General features: G+C 66.1%; 21 protein-coding genes and 1 riboswitch. Of the genes, 13 read left to right on the top strand and 8 right to left on the bottom strand.

What is annotated here, in order from left to right:
* Window positions 1–41 precede the first annotated feature (41 nt).
* Complete coding sequence (locus RXV90_RS05795; RefSeq protein WP_316647485.1) at window positions 42–794, top strand: EAL domain-containing protein; 753 nt, start codon at window positions 42–44, stop codon at window positions 792–794.
* 9 nt (window positions 795–803) lie between these two features.
* Window positions 804–1,040, top strand: coding sequence for a hypothetical protein (locus RXV90_RS05800; protein ID WP_316647486.1), 237 nt, complete (start codon window positions 804–806; stop codon window positions 1,038–1,040).
* A gap of 168 nt (window positions 1,041–1,208) precedes the next feature.
* On the opposite strand, the gene RXV90_RS05805 is transcribed toward RXV90_RS05800, so the two are convergent.
* Both RXV90_RS05805 and RXV90_RS05810 read right to left on the bottom strand, forming a co-directional pair.
* Window positions 1,209–2,390 (bottom strand): acyltransferase family protein, encoded by a 1,182-nt coding sequence (locus tag RXV90_RS05805; protein ID WP_316647488.1) that lies wholly within the window; start codon window positions 2,388–2,390, stop codon window positions 1,209–1,211.
* A gap of 36 nt (window positions 2,391–2,426) precedes the next feature.
* A complete protein-coding gene (locus tag RXV90_RS05810; RefSeq protein WP_316647490.1) occupies window positions 2,427–2,837 on the bottom strand; it encodes a hypothetical protein in 411 nt (136 codons plus the stop codon).
* 149 nt (window positions 2,838–2,986) lie between these two features.
* On the opposite strand from RXV90_RS05810, the gene RXV90_RS05815 reads away from it, so the two are divergent.
* The 6 genes from RXV90_RS05815 to RXV90_RS05840 all read left to right on the top strand — a co-directional run bounded on the left by RXV90_RS05815 (window position 2,987) and on the right by RXV90_RS05840 (window position 9,877).
* On the top strand, window positions 2,987–4,684 hold the full coding sequence (locus RXV90_RS05815) for an NAD(P)H-dependent oxidoreductase subunit E (protein ID WP_316647492.1): 1,698 nt from the start codon (window positions 2,987–2,989) through the stop codon (window positions 4,682–4,684).
* A gap of 137 nt (window positions 4,685–4,821) precedes the next feature.
* Window positions 4,822–6,129 carry a signal recognition particle-docking protein FtsY gene (gene ftsY / locus RXV90_RS05820; RefSeq protein ID WP_316647493.1) on the top strand — a complete coding sequence of 436 codons (1,308 nt, stop codon included), beginning with the start codon at window positions 4,822–4,824 and terminating at the stop codon, window positions 6,127–6,129.
* 18 nt (window positions 6,130–6,147) lie between these two features.
* The gene (locus tag RXV90_RS05825; RefSeq protein WP_316647495.1) at window positions 6,148–7,050 is read left to right on the top strand and encodes a DMT family transporter; all 903 of its coding nucleotides are present in this window, start codon (window positions 6,148–6,150) and stop codon (window positions 7,048–7,050) included.
* A gap of 13 nt (window positions 7,051–7,063) precedes the next feature.
* Entirely contained in the window at window positions 7,064–7,660 is a 597-nt protein-coding gene (locus tag RXV90_RS05830; protein WP_316647497.1) for an inner membrane-spanning protein YciB, read from the top strand.
* Window positions 7,661–7,730: 70 nt separating this feature from the next.
* Window positions 7,731–9,194 carry an SEL1-like repeat protein gene (locus tag RXV90_RS05835; protein ID WP_316647499.1) on the top strand — a complete coding sequence of 488 codons (1,464 nt, stop codon included), beginning with the start codon at window positions 7,731–7,733 and terminating at the stop codon, window positions 9,192–9,194.
* Between the two features lie 161 nt (window positions 9,195–9,355).
* Window positions 9,356–9,877 (top strand): hypothetical protein, encoded by a 522-nt coding sequence (locus RXV90_RS05840; protein WP_316647501.1) that lies wholly within the window; start codon window positions 9,356–9,358, stop codon window positions 9,875–9,877.
* On the opposite strand, the gene RXV90_RS05845 is transcribed toward RXV90_RS05840, so the two are convergent.
* Together RXV90_RS05845 and RXV90_RS05850 are read right to left on the bottom strand one after the other, a co-directional pair.
* A complete protein-coding gene (locus RXV90_RS05845; protein ID WP_316647503.1) occupies window positions 9,868–10,140 on the bottom strand; it encodes a PilZ domain-containing protein in 273 nt (90 codons plus the stop codon). The two genes, RXV90_RS05840 and RXV90_RS05845, sit on opposite strands and share 10 nt — an antisense overlap.
* Before the next feature lie 84 nt (window positions 10,141–10,224).
* The gene (locus RXV90_RS05850; RefSeq protein WP_316647505.1) at window positions 10,225–10,941 is read right to left on the bottom strand and encodes a glutathione S-transferase N-terminal domain-containing protein; all 717 of its coding nucleotides are present in this window, start codon (window positions 10,939–10,941) and stop codon (window positions 10,225–10,227) included.
* Window positions 10,942–11,021: 80 nt separating this feature from the next.
* A riboswitch (SAM riboswitch) is annotated at window positions 11,022–11,100 on the top strand.
* Window positions 11,101–11,143: 43 nt separating this feature from the next.
* Here RXV90_RS05850 and metZ point away from each other — a divergent pair.
* Entirely contained in the window at window positions 11,144–12,325 is a 1,182-nt protein-coding gene (gene metZ / locus RXV90_RS05855; protein ID WP_316647507.1) for an O-succinylhomoserine sulfhydrylase, read from the top strand.
* On the top strand, window positions 12,322–13,059 hold the full coding sequence (locus RXV90_RS05860) for a glutamine amidotransferase (RefSeq protein WP_316647509.1): 738 nt from the start codon (window positions 12,322–12,324) through the stop codon (window positions 13,057–13,059). Before metZ ends, RXV90_RS05860 begins: the two co-directional genes overlap by 4 nt.
* Window positions 13,060–13,171: 112 nt before the next feature.
* Here RXV90_RS05860 and RXV90_RS05865 read toward each other — a convergent pair whose 3' ends face one another.
* From RXV90_RS05865 to RXV90_RS05880, 4 genes are all read right to left on the bottom strand, one after another.
* A complete protein-coding gene (locus tag RXV90_RS05865) occupies window positions 13,172–13,765 on the bottom strand; it encodes an extensin-like domain-containing protein (protein WP_316647511.1) in 594 nt (197 codons plus the stop codon).
* On the bottom strand, window positions 13,762–14,679 hold the full coding sequence (locus tag RXV90_RS05870) for a prephenate/arogenate dehydrogenase family protein (RefSeq protein ID WP_316647513.1): 918 nt from the start codon (window positions 14,677–14,679) through the stop codon (window positions 13,762–13,764). The genes RXV90_RS05865 and RXV90_RS05870 overlap by 4 nt, the downstream gene beginning before the upstream one ends.
* Window positions 14,676–15,758 (bottom strand): histidinol-phosphate transaminase, encoded by a 1,083-nt coding sequence (hisC, locus tag RXV90_RS05875; RefSeq protein ID WP_316647515.1) that lies wholly within the window; start codon window positions 15,756–15,758, stop codon window positions 14,676–14,678. Before hisC ends, RXV90_RS05870 begins: the two co-directional genes overlap by 4 nt.
* 446 nt (window positions 15,759–16,204) lie before the next feature.
* Window positions 16,205–17,065 carry a LysR family transcriptional regulator gene (locus RXV90_RS05880; RefSeq protein WP_316647517.1) on the bottom strand — a complete coding sequence of 287 codons (861 nt, stop codon included), beginning with the start codon at window positions 17,063–17,065 and terminating at the stop codon, window positions 16,205–16,207.
* Window positions 17,066–17,276: 211 nt separating this feature from the next.
* On the opposite strand from RXV90_RS05880, the gene RXV90_RS05885 reads away from it, so the two are divergent.
* From RXV90_RS05885 to RXV90_RS05895, 3 genes are read left to right on the top strand one after another with little or no spacing between them, the layout of a single operon-like run.
* Entirely contained in the window at window positions 17,277–17,828 is a 552-nt protein-coding gene (locus tag RXV90_RS05885; protein WP_316647518.1) for a GbsR/MarR family transcriptional regulator, read from the top strand.
* Window positions 17,829–17,841: 13 nt separating this feature from the next.
* Entirely contained in the window at window positions 17,842–19,263 is a 1,422-nt protein-coding gene (locus RXV90_RS05890) for a cytochrome ubiquinol oxidase subunit I (protein WP_316647519.1), read from the top strand.
* A gap of 5 nt (window positions 19,264–19,268) precedes the next feature.
* On the top strand, window positions 19,269–20,282 hold the full coding sequence (locus RXV90_RS05895) for a cytochrome d ubiquinol oxidase subunit II (RefSeq protein WP_316647520.1): 1,014 nt from the start codon (window positions 19,269–19,271) through the stop codon (window positions 20,280–20,282).
* The last annotated feature ends 29 nt before the right edge of the window (window positions 20,283–20,311 follow it).

The following is a 20,311-nucleotide window of genomic DNA, read 5'->3' on the forward strand; positions in this document are numbered from 1 at the left end:
CTAGACCCATCATCCAAGTGATCTGGATCCGGGCGGATGGCATGACGACCGTGAAGAAATGCCAGGGCTGCCGCGACGGCGCGGCCCTCGACTTCAACATTACGGTGGCATTTCAGCCGATCGTCGACATGGCGAAACACAGGGTTTTCGCCTACGAGGCGATGGTGCGCGGCGTCGATGGCGAAGGCACGGGCGCGATCCTGTCGCGGGTCGACGACCGCAACCTCTATGCCTTCGACCAGCGCTGCCGCGTCACCGCGATCGAGCGGGCAACAGAGGTGGGACTGTCGGAAACCGGTGCGTATCTGTCGATCAACTTTCTGCCGAACGCGATCTACGAGCCGCGCGCCTGCATTCGCCTGACGCTCGACACCGCACGGCGAACGGGCTTTCCGACCGAACGGATCCTGTTCGAATTCACGGAGAGCGAGCGGCTCGACCCGGATCATCTTCTGAATATCCTGACCACCTACCGCCAACTCGGGTTCAAGACAGCGACCGACGATTTCGGTGCGGGGCATTCGGGCCTCGGCCTTCTGGCGCGGTTTCAGCCCGATATCGTGAAGCTCGACATGGCGCTGGTGCAGGGGGTCGCGGAGAACGCGGTGCAGCGTACGATCGTCGGGCACATGGTGCGGATGTTGCAGGATCTTGGAATTGCAATCGTGGCCGAAGGGATCGAAACGGCAGGGGATTTCGCGGTACTGCGGGACATGGGGATCACGCTGATGCAGGGGTATCTGTTCGCGCGTCCCGGGCTGACGGAGTTGCCCGAAGTTCTCTGGCCGGAGTGATCCCCCCCTGTGCGTCCCGAACGCGGGTCTCGGGGCCTTCCCCTTGCGGGGCTGAACCGGGGCATAGGCGGGCGCGGCGCGGCGGCCGCCTGGGCGCGGGTGCCGGGTGATGCCGCTCTGCCGACCCGCCCGGAACTCCTTGTGGCGGCGTCAGGTGTGGGTGTGGGATATGCCGTAGCGGGGATTGTCGCCGACGAGGCACATGTGCCTGCGGGAGCGACCCGGGGGGTAGGTGCCGCTCCGTAGGGGCACGCCCTTCGGTTTCGAGGCTTGCCGCCCTGTGGGCCGGAATCGAGATAGAGGAGGGCAAGGTGCGGCGGCCCCCAGGCGGCGGGCCACGCTCCGCCGGCACTCGGAACCGGCGTGAAGCCGCCGCGGACCCTTTCACCGAAACGCGTTACGCCTCGAACGCCGTCAACCCGCAGTCATCACCGGTGCGGCCGGAGCCGGAGCGTGTCGCCGCTTCAACCTGAGCGCCGGGCGTTCCACAAGCAACCACGACAGCACCGCGAAACAGAGCGTGATCGGCAGTGCCACGGCAATGGCCGCAACGGGCGAAATGCCAGGCATGACCTGCGCCACGGTTTGCTGGATCGGGAAGGCGTAGATGTATGTTCCGTAGGAATAGTCGCCGAGCCGGTTGTAGGCCAGAAGTGACCCCTGTGGGACAAGACCGATCCATAAGACCCAATAGACCAGTGTGACGGAGAGCATCGGGCGCAGGAAATCCGTACCCAGCGCGGCCCAGGTGAGGCCCAGCAGCACCAGGGCTGGTTTCCAGTTCAGCAATATGCGGCGGCGCAGCAGGTAAAACAGGGTGCCGGTCAGGAACGGAAGCGCAAAGTTCAGGAAATGGCCCAAAGAGGTGTAGCTGAGGCCAAGAGCCTTGCGCTGCCAAACTGCGAAGGCCGTGACGGCGAGCAGAGCGGCAACGGCTAAAACCCCGGTTTGCCGCCGGAAAAGACCGGCCGTGCCGAGCAAGGCCACCAGAAGGTAGCACCCCACCTCGTATGGCAGCGTCCAGAGCGACCCGTTCACATGAGGCGCCGGGGTCGCCGCCTCGAAGACGCCGGGCAGCGCAGTGTTCACCTTGGCAAGCGTCGCCACGTTGAGGACGTAGCGCACAGGGGCTGTAGACCCGAAATAGGCGCCGATCTCTTCAGTGGTGAAAAGAGGGCCAAGGACAAGGGCGGTCAGCAGCGCGACACAGAAAAGCGCCGGGAAGATGCGCAGAATTCTCGCCCGCGCCCAGATGGCAAGCGTTTCGGCTCGCTCAAGGCTCATTGGTATGAGGACCCCCGAGATCCCGAAGAACACGAGGACCGAAACGCTGCCGAGCGACATCCCGAATAGACCCGACAGCGGCTCCGGCGTTCCCGGGCCAAGGGTCAGCGTCCAGGAATGGCTGACGAGCACCGCGACTGCGGCGAGCACGCGGATAAGCGTCAGGTGGTTTGCCCTTCTGTCGAGGGCTGCCTCTAGCCGCATGGATATGCCATCCGAATTGCCTGCGCCTGGCTTGGATTGCAGCCCGGCACGGCACCTGTCATCCCGTTCCAGTGTGACGAGCCGATGGTCGCACGGTGGTCTTTTCATGCCGGGTAGCCGCCCGGGCCGTCGCGCGTTTCAGGCTCAGACCCCGATTTTCGGCCCGAGGCAGAGCATCGGCGCGTCGCTGGTGCGGGTTTCGTACAGTTCGGTTTGTTCGGGGTCGTTCATGAACAGCGCCCGAAGCCCGCCGGTTTCGCGATAGAACGTCCAGCATTGTGTGCCGGGAAGATCGTCGTAGACGAAACAGATCATCTCGCCCGCCGGATACCAGGCGCCGTCCTGGCATTCGCCGTCGAGGAAGGACCAGCGCACGCGGCGGTCTTCGAGGTATTCCTCGATCCCGAAATCCTCTCCCAGGGCGCTGTAGGTGAGGGTCTTGCCGGTGGTATAGGCCTCGAATTCCTCTGCCGAGAGCGGGCCTTCAGCCGATGCGCCGCCCGCGAGGGCGACGGCGAAGAAGCCGGAGAGGGATATGATGCGCATGAGTCCCATGGCGGAAATCCTGTCACAGGCCGGGGCGGCAGGCCAGAGGCGTGGTCGCGATTGCGCATCCTGCCTGTCCGGTGTCGGTTTTGGCCTGTTCCGGCTGTCGCTTCCGCGTAAAGTCTGCGGCGAAACACGCGACGGAACGGGAGGGGCGTATGGCCCTCGACGAGGACAGCAAGGGCCGGCAGGGCGTCTGGAAATCCGGGAAGGGGCGCGGGCGGGCGACGCCGAAGGGCCGCCAGCTTGACGACGCCGCGCTGGAGGAGGTGCGGGCGCTTCTGGGCGACCGGCCAAGGCGGCGCGACCTGCTGATTGAGCATCTGCACCTGATCCAGGATGCCCATGGGCACCTGTCGGCGGCACATATGCGTGCCCTTGCCGAGGAAATGCGGATGGCGCAGGCCGAGATCTGGGAGGTGGCGAGCTTCTACGCCCATTTCGACCTCGTGAAGGAAGGCGAGGCGCCGCCGCCTGCGCTGACGATCCGGGTCTGCGATTCGCTGTCCTGCGAACTGGCCGGGGCGGAAGCATTGAAGGCGGCGCTGGAGGACGGGCTCGATCCCGCGGAGGTGCGGGTCGTGCGCGCACCCTGCATGGGACGCTGCGACACGGCGCCGGTCTGCGAACTGGGCCATCACCATATCGACCATGCGACGCCCGACCGCGTGAGGGAGGCGATCGCCGCAGGCGAAACGCATGCCGTCATCCCCGGCTACGAGGATCTTGCCGCCTACGAGGGCGCAGGGGGCTATGGGACGCTTGCCGACTTGCGGGCCTCGGGCGACTGGGAGGCGGTGCAGGACAAGATTCTGGAGAGCGGATTGCGCGGGCTTGGCGGCGCGGGCTTTCCGTCGGGAAAGAAATGGGGCTTCGTGCGCGCCCATGCCGGCCCCCGATATCTCGCCGTCAATGGCGACGAGGGCGAGCCGGGCACGTTCAAGGACCGCTATTACCTGGAACGCAGGCCGCATCTTTTCCTCGAAGGCATGCTGATCGCGGCCTGGGCTGTGGAGGCGGAGCGCGTGTTTCTGTACATGCGCGACGAATACCCCGCGGTGCTGTCGATCCTGGCCAGGGAGATCGCCGCACTCGAGACGGCGGGGATCGTCCCCCCCGGCTTCATCGACCTGAGGCGCGGGGCCGGGGCCTATATCTGCGGCGAAGAAAGCGCGATGATCGAATCGATCGAAGGCAAACGGGGGCTGCCGCGCCACCGGCCGCCATTCGTGGCGGAAGTCGGGGTCTTCGGGCGCCCGACGCTCGTGCACAATGTCGAAACCCTGTACTGGGTCGCGCGGGTGTGCCGCGAAGGGCCCGAGGTTCTGAGCGGGACCGAGAAGAACGGGCGCAAGGGCCTTCGCAGCTATTCCGTTTCCGGGCGGGTGGCGAAGCCGGGGGTCTACCTACTGCCCGCCGGTTCGACGATCTGCGATGTCATCGAGGCGGCGGGCGGCATGGCGGACGGCCATGCGTTCAAGGCCTATCAGCCGGGCGGCCCCTCGTCCGGCCTGCTGCCGGCCTCGATCGATGATGTGCCGCTCGATTTCAACACGTTGCAGCCGCTTGGCTCCTTCATCGGGTCGGCCGCCGTCGTCGTTCTGTCGGATAAGGACAGCGCGAAGGCCGCCGCGCTCAACATGCTGAGGTTCTTCGAGGACGAAAGCTGCGGCCAGTGCACGCCCTGCCGGGTGGGCTGCGAGAAGGCGGTGAAGCTGATGCAGGCGGATCGCTGGGACCAGGGGCTTCTGGAAGAGCTGTGCCAGGCGATGGCCGATGCTTCGATCTGCGGGCTGGGCCAGGCGGCGCCGAACCCGATCCGGCTGACGATGAAGCATTTCGCGGACGAAATCTGACAGGGCGGAGGGGGCGCCGCCCCCGCCTCCCTCCGGTCGGCCCCCCGGAGTATTTCCGCCAAAATGAAGGGGCGGCGGAGGGTTTTCACCCGCGCCGGAAGGGATTAAGTCCGGGGCCAGTGGTGGAGGCCCCGCGCATGGCGTTTTTCTCGAAGCTGAAGGAGCGGTTGTTCAAATCCTCGTCGAAGATCGACGAGGGGCTGGATGCGATCGTGCAGGATGGGGGCGCGGTGGAGGCGGAGCCGCCCCGCGAGGTGCCCGTGCCGGAGCCGGAGCCCGCGCCCGCGCCGGAGCCGCAGCCCGAGCCCGAACCCGAACCGGTTCCGCAGCCGCCCGAGCCGGAGCCCGAGCCCCTGCCCGAGGCGCCGGAGCCCGAGATTCCGACCGCGCCGCCCGCACCGGAGCCGATGCCCGAGGAGGTTCCGCCCACACCGATGCCGGGGCCCGAACCTGCACCCGCGGAGATCCCTTCGGGCCCCGCGCCCGAACTGGTGCCGCCGCCGCCCGCCCCGGCTGCACCCGTGCCGTTCGAGATCCCCGAAGCGCCCGAGGGCCGCCGGCCGGGTTTCCTCGGCCGCATGCTGGGGCGCGGCAAGGCCGAGCCGGTCATGCGCCGGGCGCTGGATGACGAGATGCTGGAAAGCATCGAGGAGCTTCTGATCACCGCCGATATGGGTGTGGACACCGCGCTGCGGGTGACGGCGAACATCGCCGAAGGGCGGATGGGGCGGAAACTGTCGACGCGGGAGTTGAAGGAGCTTCTGGCCGGCGAGATCGCCCGGATCATGGAGCCGGTGGCGCGCCCCCTGCCGCTTTATCCCAAGACCCCGCAGGTCGTGCTGGTCGTCGGCGTGAACGGATCGGGCAAGACGACGACGATCGGCAAGCTGGCGAGCCAGTTCCGCGCCGCCGGGAAGCGCGTTGTGATCGCGGCGGGCGACACGTTCCGCGCCGCCGCCGTCGAGCAGCTTCAGGTCTGGGGCGAGCGCGCCGGCGTGCCGGTGATGACCGCGCCCGAGGGTTCGGACCCGGCGAGCCTTGCCTTCGACGCGATGACGCGGGCCGAGGCCGAGGGCGCCGATCTTCTGATGATCGACACCGCCGGGCGGCTTCAGAACCGGGCCGACCTGATGGAGGAGCTGGCCAAGATCGTACGGGTGATCCGCAAGAAGGACCCGGACGCGCCGCACAACACGCTTCTGGTGCTCGACGCGACCACGGGGCAGAACGCCGTGAGCCAGGTGGAGATCTTCCAGAGCATCGCCGATGTCTCGGGCCTGGTGATGACGAAGCTTGACGGCACCGCGAAGGGCGGGGTTCTGGTGGCGCTGGCCGACAAGTTCGGCCTGCCGATCCACGCGATCGGGGTGGGCGAGCAGATCGACGACCTTGCGCCCTTCGATCCGGAGGAGTTCGCCGCCGCCCTGACGGGCCTCGATGGCTGACGCGGGCGCGGGCGCGCGATGAGCGCCTGGATCGTTTCGCTCGAAGGGACAGAGGCGGGGCGGAGCCTCGCACTGGCCCTCGCCATTCTCGCCGCGATCCTGCACGCGGTCTTCGGCGCGCTGCAGAAGGGGCGGCACGATCCCTGGCTGAGCCGCGGGGCGATCGACGGGGCCTATGGGCTGATGGCGATGCCCTTCGCCCTGTTCGTCGTGCCTTGGCCCGCACCGCATCTGTGGCCGATCCTGGCTGGGGCCTTCGTGATCCATACCGGATACAAGATACTGCAGGGCTACACCTATGTGTACGGGGCCTACACGGTTGTCTACCCGGTGGTGCGCGGGACGGGGCCGTTCTTTGCGGTGATCGGCGCCTGGATCGTCTTCGGAGAGCGGTTTCAGCCGCTGCAATGGCTGGGGGTCCTGGTGCTGATGGGGGGGATCTTCGGGCTGGCCGCCTACAACCTCGCCCATACCACCGTGGCGCGGGAAACGATGCCGCGGGCGCTGATGCTGGCCGTCGCCACGGGCGGGTTCGTCGCGCTTTACACGACCTATGACGCCTATGGCATCCGGGCGGCGGCCGATCCCTTCACCTTCCTCGCGTGGTTCTTCTTCATCGACGGGCTTCTGTTCCCGGTCGTCGCGGCACTGCGGTGGCGGAGGATGGCCGACCGCCCCACCCTGCCGCCGCTTCTTCTGCGCGGTTTCACCGGGGGGATCGTGGCGTTTCTGTCCTTCGGATCGATCATGCTGGCCACGCGGCTCGACAAGGTGGGCGAGGCCGCTGTCTTACGCGAAACCTCGACGGTGTTCGCCGCGGGCATCGCCTATCTCTTTTTCGGCGAGAAGGTGGGGCCGCGGCGTCTTGCGCTGATGGGCTTGATTGCCGCCGGGGCGGTGATAGTTGAGGCGGGCGGATAGGAAGGCGGCGGATATGGCGGAACGCGAGATCAATCCAGGCTTGAAGCAGGTGCTCGAACTCGGACCGCCGCTTCTTTTCTTCGCCGTCTATCTTTACGTGCGCGACGAGACCTATTCGATCGGCGGCACCGAGTATGACGGGTTCATCGTCGCCGCCGCGGGGTTCGTGCCGGTCCTGCTCGCGTCCATCGCGATCCTCTGGAAACTGACCGGCAAGCTGTCGCGCATGCAGGTGTTCACCGCCGTCCTCGTGGTGATCTTCGGCGGGTTGACGGTGTGGTTCAACGACGAGCGTTTCTTCAAGATGAAGACGACGATCGTCTATGGCGTCTTCGCGGGGCTTCTGGGGATCGGGCTTCTGCAGGGGAAAAGCTATCTTCAATGGGTAATGGGGGAGTTCCTGCCCATGGCGCAGGAAGGCTGGATGATCCTGACCCGCCGGCTGACGGCCCTGTTTTCGGGGCTTGCGATCGGGAACGAGGTGGTGTGGCGCACGATGTCGACCGATGCCTGGGTGAAGATCGAGACTTTCGCCTTTCCGGCGATCCTGTTCCTGTTCCTCTGGGGGCAGATCATGGCGCTGCAGAAACACATCGAGATGGACGACTAGCCGGCCTCTGGCGCGGCCCTGCCGCTGGCGTGCTATGCTGACGGTGAGACGACCGTTCCAGGGCACCCGCATGATCCGAAGGCCTGCCGTTCTGGCGCTGAGCATCGCAGCCGTTCTTGTCGCAGTCCCCGCCCTGGCCCGCGATGCCCATGACGGCCACGGGCGCGCCCTGGGCGAGGAGGGGCAGGCGGATTTCGAAGGCTGGCTGCTTCTGGCGCAAAGCGGGGATGCCGAGGCGCAGTTCGAACTCGCCTGGATGCTTGATACCGGCAAGGGCGTGGCGGAAACCGATGAAGAGGCCGCGCTCTGGTACCGGCGCGCCGCGGAGCAGGGCAATGCGGCGGCGCAGAACAACCTTGGCGTCTTCTACGCCACGGGCGAAGGCGTGGCGGAGGACGATGCGGAGGCGGCGCGCTGGTATCGCATGGCCGCGGAACAGGGCGATCCGGTCGCGCAATCCAATCTCGGGGCGCTTTACTATCATGGCGAGGGCGTGGAGCGCGATCTTTCGCGCGCCTTTGAACTGACCTGGAGCGCGGCGGATCAGGGCTACGCCACGGCGCAGTACGAAACCGGAAACATGTATGCCAGGGGTGAGGGCATTCCGCAAAGCGACGCGAACGCGGTGCGCTGGTACCGTGCCGCCGCCGAGCAGGGCCTTGCCGAGGCACAGTTCGCGATGGGCTATCACTACGCCCACGGGCTTGGTGTGACGGAGAACGACGCGGAGGCGCGGGGCTGGTATCTCGCGGCCGCAGAACAGGGTGATGCGGGGGCGCAGTACAACCTCGCGATCATGCACGACACCGGCGAGGGCGGGCCTGTCGATGATGCCGAAGCGCGCCGGATTTACCGCGTGGCTGCCGAAGCGGGGCATGTGGGGGCGCAGTATAACCTGGCGCTCATGCATGACGAGGGCGAAGGCGGGCCCGTCGACGATGCGGAAGCCCTGCGCTGGTATCGCGAGGCTGCGCTACAGGGGGATGCGGATGCGCAGTTCAACCTCGCGCTGATGTACGATCATGGGGAAGGCACGGACGCAGACCCGGAGGAAGCGCGGCGCTGGTATCGCGAGGCGGCCCTGCAGGGCGACGATGCCGCGCAATACCAGATGGGCTGGATCTTCGATATCGGGCATGGCGTGCCCGAGGATAACGACGCGGCGCTGCGCTGGTACCGGAAGGCGGGGGCGCAGGGCAATACCGCGGCGCTCTACAACATGGCGATCATGTTCGACACCGGCGATGGCGTGGCCGTGGATCAGACGGAAGCCGCGCGCCTCTATGGTGCGGTGGCGCGGCTGGGTGACCCGGATGCGCAATACCTTCTGGGCGAGAAATACGCCTATGGCACCGGTGTGGCGAAGGATTTCGAAACCGCGCTGATGTGGCTCGCCATCGCAAGCGAGAACGGGAGTACGGCGGGAGCGACCTCTTCAGACGTCCTCTCAGGCTTCATGGTCGCCGAGGATATCGCGCGGGCAAAGGCGCGGGCGGAACGCTGCCGGGCATCGGATTACGCGGACTGCGATTGACAGCACCTCCGCTTCATGTGGCCGCAAATATCCCGGGGGGCCGACCGCAGGGCGGCGGGGGCAGCGCCCCCGATTGCGCGACATCAAGGCGCCTCCGCGGGAACGGATGTAGACTGGCATCGATATCTGCCCGTCCAGTTGCCGGTTCGGAGCGAAGCGCCATGCCCCGGTTGCCTGTCCTGTCCCTGATGGTCTTTCTCTTCCTCATCCCCGTCGCGGGGGTCGCACAGAACCTCAACCCCCATACGATCTATGAGACGGCCTGCGCCCGATGCCACGCGCCCCATGCCGGAGCCTTCGTGGAAGAGAACCTCGAATTCGTCGACGGCACGCAGAGAGGGCGCGCCACGGGCGATGCGGTTCAGAGCCTTCTCGAAGATGGCCACGGCCGCCTGGACCCGGAAGAGATTGCCGTGATCGTGCCATTCCTGCGCGAGATCGGCCTGTCGGACCGGCTGTTTCACCGCAAATGCAGCATCTGCCACGGCAGCGCCAACGACCTTGCCCATTTCGATCTGTTCCTGCGGGACGGCAGGCTGATCGGGCGTTATTCCGGCCGCGATATCGCGGGTTTCCTTGAAGGTCACGGGCGGCTCGACCCCGGGGAGATCCCCCGGATGCTCGAGGTGCTGGAGCGGCAGCGCCGGATCTATCAGGCCGACGTGCCGGCGCCTCAGCCCTGAACGAGCATCCGGATTTCCCGTTCCGACAGATGCTTCAGAAACGCGATCGACACACAGCCGCGGTGGACGGAGACCACACGCGCGGCGATGCGCTGCCCCATAAGGCCGAAGGACACCCGGTCGCCCGGGCTGAAGAACCCTTCTGCCTCGACCAGCATGCCGGTCGCAGAGACGTTGCGCATCACCGCCGGCAGCGCGCCTGCCGGCGTCTCGAGCCTGAAATCCCGTCTGACGGCGCGCCGCGGCGCCCGATGTTTGAACATGGCCGTCGTCCCGGGGCGGAACCCCCCGGGGCACGACTAGCGGGAAACTGGTTAAGAAAGCCCTAGCGCAGGTTGAGCGCGAGCTCAGCGCCGGAAGCCGAACATCACCTCCTGGGATTTCAGCTCTTCTTCCCGCGTCTTCTTCCGGTTGCGCAGGTCGTCGGCCACGGCACGCCCGGCGATCACGGCGGGCCGGGCGCCCACCTCGTCCAGCCAGCGGGCGAAATGCGGCTTGTCCTCGAGTGTCTGTTCCTGCCCTTCCCAGCCGATGCACCAGCCCCAGATCGCCATGTCGGCGATCGAATAGAAATCGCCCGCGACGAAGCGGTTTTCCGCAAGTTGCCGGTCGAGCACGCCATAGAGCCGCGCCACCTCGTTGCGGTAGCGGTCCTGCGCATAGGGCAGCACCTGGGGCGGTTCCATCCTGGGGGCGTATTTGAGGAAATGATGCGCCTGCCCGGCCATTGGCCCGACCCCGCCCATCTGCCACATCAGCCACTGGTCGACGGCGATCCGTTCGCGTTCCGTCCGGCCGCAGAACTGGCCGGTCTTCCGCGCGAGATATTGCAGGATCGCGCCGCTTTCGAAGATCGAGATCGGCGCGCCGTCGGGCCCGTCGGGATCGGTGATCGCGGGCATCCGGTTGTTGGGCGCGATCTTCAGAAAGTCAGGCTCAAACTGATCGCCCTTCCCGATATCGATGAGATGCACGGTGTAGGGCAGGCCCATCTCCTCCAGCGCGATGGTGATCTTCCATCCGTTGGGCGTGGGCCAGTAAAAAAGATCTATGGGCTTTGTCATACCCTGTACCTATCCCGCGCTAGCGGGATTGCAAACGCGCGCGATCACGAAGCTTGACCGAAACGGGGCGGCGGAGTATCCCCCGTTTCCGTGGCGATTTGTTCACCGGATTGCGGGCCACATAAAATATTCCGCTAAAGAGGTCTGGGACGAAAAGCCCCCGACGCTCGCGGTGGGGGCTTTTTGTTGGAAGGGACACCCCATGTCTGAAGATTGGAACACGCGCACGAAGCTTGTGCATTCGGGGATCCGGCGCAGCCAGTACGGAGAGGTCGCCGAGGCGATCTATCTTACCCAGGGCTTCGTCTATGACAGTGCGGAGGCCGCGGAGGCGCGGTTTATCGAGGCGGGCGAGGACGAGTTCATCTATGCCCGCTACGGCAACCCCACGGTGCGGATGTTCGAGGAGCGGATCGCGGCGCTGGAAGGCGCGGAGGACGCCTTCGCCACCGCCTCGGGCATGGCCGCGGTCAACGCCGCGCTGTTCTCGATGCTGAAGGCGGGCGATCACGTGGTGTCGGCACGGGCGCTGTTCGGATCCTGCCTCTACATCCTCGAGGAGGTGCTGACGCGTTTCGGCGTCGAAGTGACCTTCGTCGACGGCACCGATCTTGCCGCCTGGAAGGCCGCGCTGCGGCCGGACACGAAGGCGGTGTTCCTGGAAACACTGTCGAATCCGACGCTTGAGGTGATCGACCTGAAGGCGGTGTCGGATCTTGCCCACGGCGTGGGCGCGACGGTGATCGTCGACAATGTCTTCGCAACCCCCGTCTTCAGCCGCGCGATCGAGCAAGGCGCCGATGTCGTCGTCTATTCCGCGACGAAGCATATCGACGGGCAGGGCCGCGTTCTGGGCGGCGTCGTTCTGGGCAGCCGGCAGTTCATCCGAAAGACGGCGGAGCCTTACCTCAAGCATACCGGCGGGGCGATGAGCCCGTTCACGGCCTGGGTTCTGCTGAAGGGGCTTGAAACGCTCGACCTTCGGGTCCGTGCGCAGGCCGCGGGCGCGCAGGCGGTGGCCGAAGCGCTTGAAGGCGATCCGCGCCTGTCGCAGGTGATCTTCCCGGGCCTTCCGGGCCACCCCCAGCACGGGCTTGCCATGGCGCAGATGGGGGCGGGCGGGACGGTTCTGTCGCTCGATCTGAAGGGCGGGCAGGCGGCGGCCTTCCGCTTCCTCAACGCGCTGAGGATCGTGACGATCTCGAACAACCTCGGCGACGCGAAGTCGATCGTCACCCACCCGGCGACGACGACGCATCAGCGGCTGACGGAAGACCAGCGCGCGGCGCTGGGGATCGGGCCGGGGCTTGTGCGGCTGTCGATCGGGATCGAGGATCCGGGCGATCTGATCGCGGATCTGAAGCAGGCGCTCGACGCGGTATGACGAAGCCCTTCCTGATCCTGCAACTGAGGCCGGAAGACGAGGCCGCGGATGGCGAGTATCGCGCCATGCTGGAGAAGGGCGGATTGCCGGAGGCGCAGAGCCACAGGATCAGGGTGGAGCGCGATCCCCTGCCCGATGGGCTCGACCTGTCGGATTATGCCGGTGTGGTCGTGGGCGGCGGGCCAGGTTGCGTCAGCGACGATCCGGTGACGAAGCCTGCCGACGAGGCACGGGCCGAGGCCGCGATCCTGTCGCTCATGGGCGAGATCTGCGCGCGCGACATCCCGTTCATGGGCTGCTGCTACGGGATCTCGATCCTGGCCCATCACCTCGGCGCGCCCGTGGACAAGTCGCGTTTCGGCGAACCGGTGGGGTCTGTCGAGGTGACGCTGACTGGGGATGGCGCCGACGACCCTCTGCTGCGCGGATTGCCGCGGGTCTTCACGGCACTGGTCGGGCACAAGGAGGCCACCCAGGCGCTGCCCGAGGGGGCGGTGCATCTCGTCAGTTCGGCCCCCTGCCCCTACCAGATGATCCGGTACGGCCGGAACGTCTATGCCACCCAGTTCCACCCCGAGGCCGATGGCCAGGTCTTCGCGGACCGGATACGCATCTATCGCGACCGTGGCTATTTCCCCCCCGAGGACGCCCGCCGTCTGACCGATCAGGCCATGGCGGCGGATGCCGGAACACCGCCCGAAATCCTGCGGCGGTTCTTCGCCCGCTACGGCTGAGGGGGCGTTGCCCCCGCCTCGCGTGCCGCGAGGCCCCCCGGGATGTTTCCAGCCACATGAAGGGACTTGCCGGGCCCCTTCATTTTGGCGGAAATACTCAACTGGCCCGAGGTCAGCGGCAGTAGGGGCCGCCGCGATGGGACGCCACATCGAAATGCAGGTGGGTCTGGTGGTGGCGGTCGGCCTCCGGCCCCAGGACGGTGCCGAAGGGGCCGCAGGCGGCGCGGTGGAGGCGGCGGAGAAGCGCGCCGTCCCGATCCTTCGACCAGCCGTCAGTGACGGTGACCCGGCTGCCATCGGCCATCACGAGGCCGGAGATGTCGATCGCCTTGCCCCTGGCGTGTTCCGAAAGCCGCGCGCCGGGCTGGCTGTTGCGGGTGCGGCAGGCGTAGTGGGCCGCGACCGACAGCTCTGCGAGCCCTCCGCCCCGGCGGCCGATGGCGGGGCGTGCGCCCTCGCGGACCCAGGTATCGAGAGCCGACGCGGTCTGGCAGGTCATGATCGATGGGCGGGAGAGATCGACCCCGGCAACCCTCGTCACCACCACCGGCCCTTCCATCCCGCAGGCGCCTTCCACGATCGGCGCGCGCGGCACGGCCACGAGCCCCGGAATGCCGCAGGTCGCATCCCGCGTCGTGAGATCATCGCCGCCGCCACGCCCGCAGGAGGCCGCGAGGACCATAAGGAGGAGCGCCGCCCACTTCATGACGCGCTGCCGCGTCCGAAATCGGGGGCCTCGGTATCCTGCCCCGCCTCGATGATCCCGCGCCGGATCGCCCGGGTGCGCGTGAAATAGGCGTGGAGGTGATCGCCGTCCCCGGTGCGGATCGCACGCTGGAGGGCGAAGAGCTCCTCCGTAAAGCGGCCGAGGATTTCGAGCGTCGCCTCGCGGTTCGACAGGAAGACATCGCGCCACATCGTCGGGTCGGAGGCCGCGATGCGGGTGAAGTCGCGAAAGCCCGCGGCGGAATATTTGATCACCTCGCTGTCTGTCACACGGCGGAGATCATCCGCCACGCCCACCATCGTATAGGCGATGAGGTGCGGCGCGTGGCTTGTCACCGCGAGGACGAGATCGTGGTGATCGGGCGCCATGTAATCGACGTAGGCCCCCATGCCCTCCCAGAGGGCGCGAAGGCGGGCCACGTCGGTTTCATCCGCATCGTCGGGCGGCAGCAGGATTGTCCAGCGCTTGCGGAAGAGAGTGGCGAAGCCGGAGCGCGGGCCGGAATGTTCGGTGCCGGCGAGCGGGTGGCCCGGGATGAAGGTGACGGTATCGGGCAACTCCGGCCCCACCGCATCGATCACGGCGCGCTTGACGGAGCCGACATCGGTCACGACCGCGCCGGGTTTGAGATGCGGCGCGATCTCGGCCGCGACGGCGCCCATGACGCCAACGGGTGTGGCGAGCACCACGAGATCGGCGTCGCGCACCGCCTCTGCCGCCGTTTCCGTTACCCGGTCGCAGAAGCCCAGTTCCCGGGCCACAGCGCGGGTTTCCGCCGAGCGCGCGGTGCCCACGATCTCGCCCGCGAGCCCGCCTGCGCGCATCGCATGGGCCATCGAGGAGGCGATGAGCCCGAGCCCGATCAGCGCGACCCTGTCGTAGATCCGGCTCACGCGGCGACCCCTGTCATGGCGCGCAGCGCAGCGATGACACGGCGGCAAGCCGCCTCGTCGCCCACGGTGATGCGGAGCGCTTCGGGCAGCTTGTAGCTGGCGACGTAGCGCACGATGATCCCGTCGGCCTTGAGCGCGGCATCGGCGGCCTGCGCGGCCTCGGCGCTGGCGAACCGGGCCAGGACGAAATTCGCATGGCTTTCGTCACAGGCGATCCCGAGCGAGAGAAGCTGATCCCTGAGCCAGGTGCGGAGGCGGGCGTTTTCCCTCAGCGTCTTTTCGGTGTGCGCCGTGTCGCCCAGTGCCGCCTCGGCAGCAGCGAGTTGCGGCGCACCGAGGTTGAAGGGGCCGCGAATCCTGTTCAGTACGTCGATGATGCCGCGATCTGCATAGGCCCAGCCGACGCGCAGGCCGCCCAGGCCGTAAAGCTTTGAAAAGGTGCGCATCATCAGCACATTCACCCGCTCGACCGCAAGCGCCGCGCCGCCGTCATAGCCGTCGGCGAATTCCGCATAGGCCCCGTCGAGAACGAGGATCGCATGATCGGGCATGCCATCGGCAAGCCGGACGAGATCGGCCTCGGCGATCCGGTTGGTCGTCGGGTTGCCGGGGTTCGTGATGAAGACGAGCCGCGTTCTGGGCGTGATCGCGGCGAGCACCGCGTCGATATCGACATGACGGTTGGCCTCGGGCACCTCGACCGGCGTCGCCCCGGCGGCCAGCGCCGCGATGCGGTAGAGCGCGAAACCGTGGCGCGTGTGCACGACCTCGGTCCCTGGTCCCGCATAGGCATAGGCGAGGAAGGAGATGATTTCGTCCGAGCCCGCGCCACAGATGATCCGGTCGGGATCTATCCCGTTGACCCGGCCCAGGGCGGCCCGGAGGGCGGCATGATCGCTAGACGGATAAAGATGCATCAACCGGGCCGCATCCTTCATCGCCGCGATGGCGGCGGGCGGCGGGCCGTAGGGGTTTTCGTTCGACGACAGCTTTACCACGTCGCGGCGGCCCTGAAGGGTGCTCGCCCCGCCGACGTAGAGCTCGATGTCGAGGATACCGGGTTGCGGATTGAGCGGCATCGGACCTCCGGATTGAAACGTCCGTGCGTTCTAGCGGCGAGGCGCGGCCATGACCAGTGTGGAAAACGGGCGCTCGGAAAAGTTGCGCGGGCCGCCTGCCCTCGAAGGCGACCCGCGCTATCCGGGAAACCCGGACACGACGCGGTGTGGGGTGCGCGCCGCACATGCGAGGAGCGTTCCTCTAAGGTCCCTCGTCCCGTGACCCGCTTTTCGCACCTGTTCCGCGTCCGTGCAGGTGGCGCACGGTGCCGCGTTTTGCCGGTGCTGCCGCTGCCTTCATCTCCCCCTATCCGACCCGTTGCCGAGCCGGCGGCGGAGGGCTGCGTCGCAGATCATAACAGGATGGAAACGTCATCCCCGCACGAACAGAACTATCGGGAAAACAGCCACATATTCAAAGGACGCTATGACGAAATTTTTGCAAATGCGTGATTGCAAAAATGCAATCATTCGCCGATGGCTGCGACCGGACCCTGGATCGCGGGCTTGCGGAATGCCTCTTGCAGGAATTCGATCGCGAGGCGCACGATCGGATCCCGCCGCCGTGCATCGTGATAGCTGAGCCAGACATCGAGGCTGATCGGATCGAGGTTCAGTGGAACCTCCACAAGCTCGGGATTGAGGTTGAGATAGGCACGTGGCACGGCCGCCAGAAGCGGCGCAGCCCTGAGCGCATCCATGGCGATGTTCAGCCCCTCGAGTTCCACCTTTGGCGGCCGGCCGAGAAGCGCGCGGAGCCGCTCGCTCGGCAGATAGTCGAGTTCGGAATAGTTGATCTGCAGCCAGTCTTCGATCGGCAGGGGATGGGAGACGTGGCGCACGGTCACGATTTCCATCTGCATCAGCGCGCGGCGGACGAGGCGGCCTTCCGACGGCACCTCGAACCCGATCCGCAAATCGCATTCGTTCATCGCCAGGCTTTGCTTGATGATCAGGATGCGCAGCCGGGCCGAGGGGTTTGCGGCCATGAAATCCGACAGGCCCTCGAGAACACCCGATTGCAGGACCTGGAGGGCGCAGCTGATCCGAAGCTGGGTGTCCGGCGGCGCACCGGGCGCGCGCCCCGAGATGCTGCGGATGATTTCGTTTTCGGTCGTCTCGGCAAGCGCCGCGACCTGGGAACCGAAGGCCGTGGGCACCCAGTGCTGGCCCTCCTTCACGAAGAGTGTCTGGCCCAGCCCCTCGGTCATCCGTGCGATCCGGCGGGAAACCGTGGCGACATTGGTGTCGAGAACCCGGGCCGCGTCGGTCATCGTGCCGCAGCGGAACAGGGCGAGGCAGAATCTCAGATCGTCCCAGTTGTGCAACCTGATGCCACCTTCTTTTCCACGGCCAGAGTTTCATCCGAGGCTATGCGTTGGCAGGCGCAAACCGCAATGGAAAAGGGCGTTCAGCGCCTCGATCGCAGGGCAGACCCGCCGTTCAGGCGCGAAATGTCGCAGTGCTTTGACACCTAAGGGCGCAGGGTTACGTCGATTTCAGAAACTTTTGAAATCTGTGGAAGACGGAACCAGACGCGTGAGACCAACACCGCTACAGCAGGAATTCATCCTTCACTTCGGAGAGATGGGAAGCCGTTGGGGCATCAACCGGACGGTCGGGCAGATCTATGCCCTTCTGTTCCTGTCCGAAGCACCGCTCAATGCCGAGACGATCACAAAGGCCCTGAACATCAGCCGGTCGAATACGTCGATGGGGCTGAAGGAGCTTCAATCCTGGAACCTCGTGCGGCTGAAGCATATTCCCGATGACCGGCGGGATTACTTCACCACTCCTGAAGATCTTTGGGAGATCGTGCGCACACTGATCGCGGAGCGGAAGAAGCGCGAGATCGACCCCACGCTGACGAAGCTGCGCGAGTTGGAGATGACGGCCTCGGGCGGCGACACCTATGCCGAGGCCCGGATCTCGGAGCTGCGGGAGCTGATCGAAATGATGACCGGTTTCTATGACGACATGGAACGTCTGGAGACCGTCAGACTCGTCAAGCTTCTGACCCTCGGCAGCCGGATTTCCGGCCTGATCGAAAAGGCCGGCGGCGCCCTGCCCGCCCTGGCCAAAGGACACTAAGGACGTAATCCCCATGGACGCCCTCGATACCCTGCTTCTGAGCCGCATCCAGTTTGCGGCCAACATCTCTTTCCACATCCTGTTTCCGACGATCACGATCGCGCTCGGCTGGGTGCTGTTCTTCTTCCGGCTCCGGTTCACGCAGACCGGTGACGAGAAGTGGATGGCGGCCTATCGCTTCTGGGTGAAGGTGTTTGCGCTGAGCTTCGCCATGGGCGTGGTGTCGGGCATCACCATGTCGTTTCAGTTCGGCACCAACTGGCCGGGCTTCATGGAGACGGTGGGCAACATCGCCGGGCCGCTTCTGGCCTATGAGGTGCTGACGGCGTTCTTCCTGGAGGCGGTGTTCATCGGCATCATGCTGTTCGGTATCGCGCGGGTGCCCGGATGGCTGCACATGCTGGCCACGGGGCTTGTTGCCTTCGGCACCACGATGTCGGCCTTCTGGATCATCGTGCTGAACAGCTGGATGCACACTCCGCAAGGCTTCGAGATGGTCGATGGCGTGGCCTTCGCGACCGACTGGTGGGCGATCATCTTCAACCCGTCGATGCCCTACCGCTTCGCGCACATGATGATCGCGAGCTTCCTGACCGTCGGGTTCCTCGTCGCCGGTGTTTCCGCCTTCCGCTGGATCCTGGGCGACCGGTCGCGCGAGGTGCGGGCGATGCTGAAGACAGGCGTCGTGATCGGCGGGCTTCTGATGCCGGTGCAGATTCTGGTGGGCGACATGCACGGGCTGAACACGCTGGAGCATCAGCCCGCGAAGGTCGCCGCGATGGAAGGAAACTGGGAGACGCAGGGCAACGTGCCGCTGCTTCTGTTCGCACTGCCCGTCGAGGCGGCGCGGGAGAACCGGTTCGAAATCGGCATTCCCAACGGCGCCTCGCTGATCCTGAAACACAAGATGGATGGCGTCGTGCCGGGGCTGAACGACTTCTTGGCCGAAGACGGGACAGCCCTGCACCCGCCCGTCACGCCTGTCTTCTGGTCGTTCCGGGTGATGGTGGGCACCGGCATGACGATGCTTCTGCTCAGCTGGGCGTCGGTCTGGTTCATGTGGCGGCGGCGCTATCTGCACGTGGGGCGGATCGCGGGCCACTGGCTGGCGGTCGAAGGCCTGCCGAAACCCATCCTTTGGGCGCTGGTACCGATGGCCTTCTCTGGCTGGGTGGCGACGCTGGCGGGCTGGTACACGACCGAAATCGGACGGCAACCCTGGCTCGTACAGGGCGTGATGACGACCGAGATGGCGGTGGCAGAGGTGCCGGCCCCGATGGTTCTGGGCACGCTGATCGCCTATCTTGCTATCTATGCGGGCCTTCTGATCGCCTATGTCAGCGTGATCGCCTATCTGGCGACGAAGGCGGCGCGGGGCGATGACGTGCAACCGCGCGGCGCGCGCCCCGCGCCCGGCGCCGTGCCGGCGGAGTGACCGCGATGCTGCCCGATTTCACCAATCCCGCCGAATGGCTGCCCTGGGCCTTCGCCTCGCTCATGGGCCTGTCTATCCTGATCTATGTGATCCTCGACGGGTTCGACCTTGGCGTCGGCATCCTGTTTCCGCTGGCCGACGACGGCGAGAAGGAGAAGATGATCGGTTCCATCGGCCCGTTCTGGGACGCGAACGAAACATGGCTGGTCCTGGCCGTGGGCCTTCTTCTGGTGGCCTTTCCGACGGCGCACGGGGTGATCCTGTCCTCGCTTTACCTGCCCGTCTTCATCATGCTCGTGGGCCTGATCCTGAGGGGCGTGGCGTTCGAGTTTCGCGCCAAGGCGCGCAGCGGGCAGCGGAAGCTTTGGAACGCGGCGTTCTTCACCGGGTCGATCGTGACCGCGCTGGCCCAGGGCTTCATGCTGGGCCTTTACATCATGGGGCTTGAACAGACGCCCGCGACCTATGGCTTCGCCGCGCTCACGGCGCTTCTTCTGACCATCGGCTACAGCTTCATCGGAGCGGTGTGGCTGATCCACAAGACCGAGGGCGTGTTGCAGGGCAAGGCCATCGACTGGTCGAAGGGCGGCCTTTGGAGCGTGATGTTGGGGATCGGGGCGGTATCACTCGCGACGCCCTTCGTGTCGCCCCGGATCTTCGGGAAGTGGTTCAGCGTGCCGGAGATCTTCTATATCCTGCCTCTGCCGCTGATCTCTGGCGCCCTTGTCCTGTGGCTTTTCGTGATGCTGCGGCGGATGCCGTTCTATGGCGACCGGTTGAACTGGCTGCCCTTCGCGGTGTCGACGGGACTTTTCGCACTGGCTTATGTGGGGATGGCCTATAGCTTCTATCCCTACGTGGTGCCCGAACGGCTGACGATCTATGAAGCAGCGGCGGCGCCCGAGAGCCTTCTGATCATCCTGGTGGGCGCCTGCGCGGTGGTCCCGGTGATCATCGGGTACACCGTGCTCGCCTATTTCATCTTCCGGGGGAAGGCCACGGCGCTGCGCTATGACTGAGCGGGGCCCTTGACCTCGGGCGACCGCCC

This window comes from Ovoidimarina sediminis (assembly GCF_032586175.1).
Classification (GTDB): Bacteria; Pseudomonadota; Alphaproteobacteria; order Rhodobacterales; family Rhodobacteraceae; genus Ovoidimarina; species Ovoidimarina sediminis.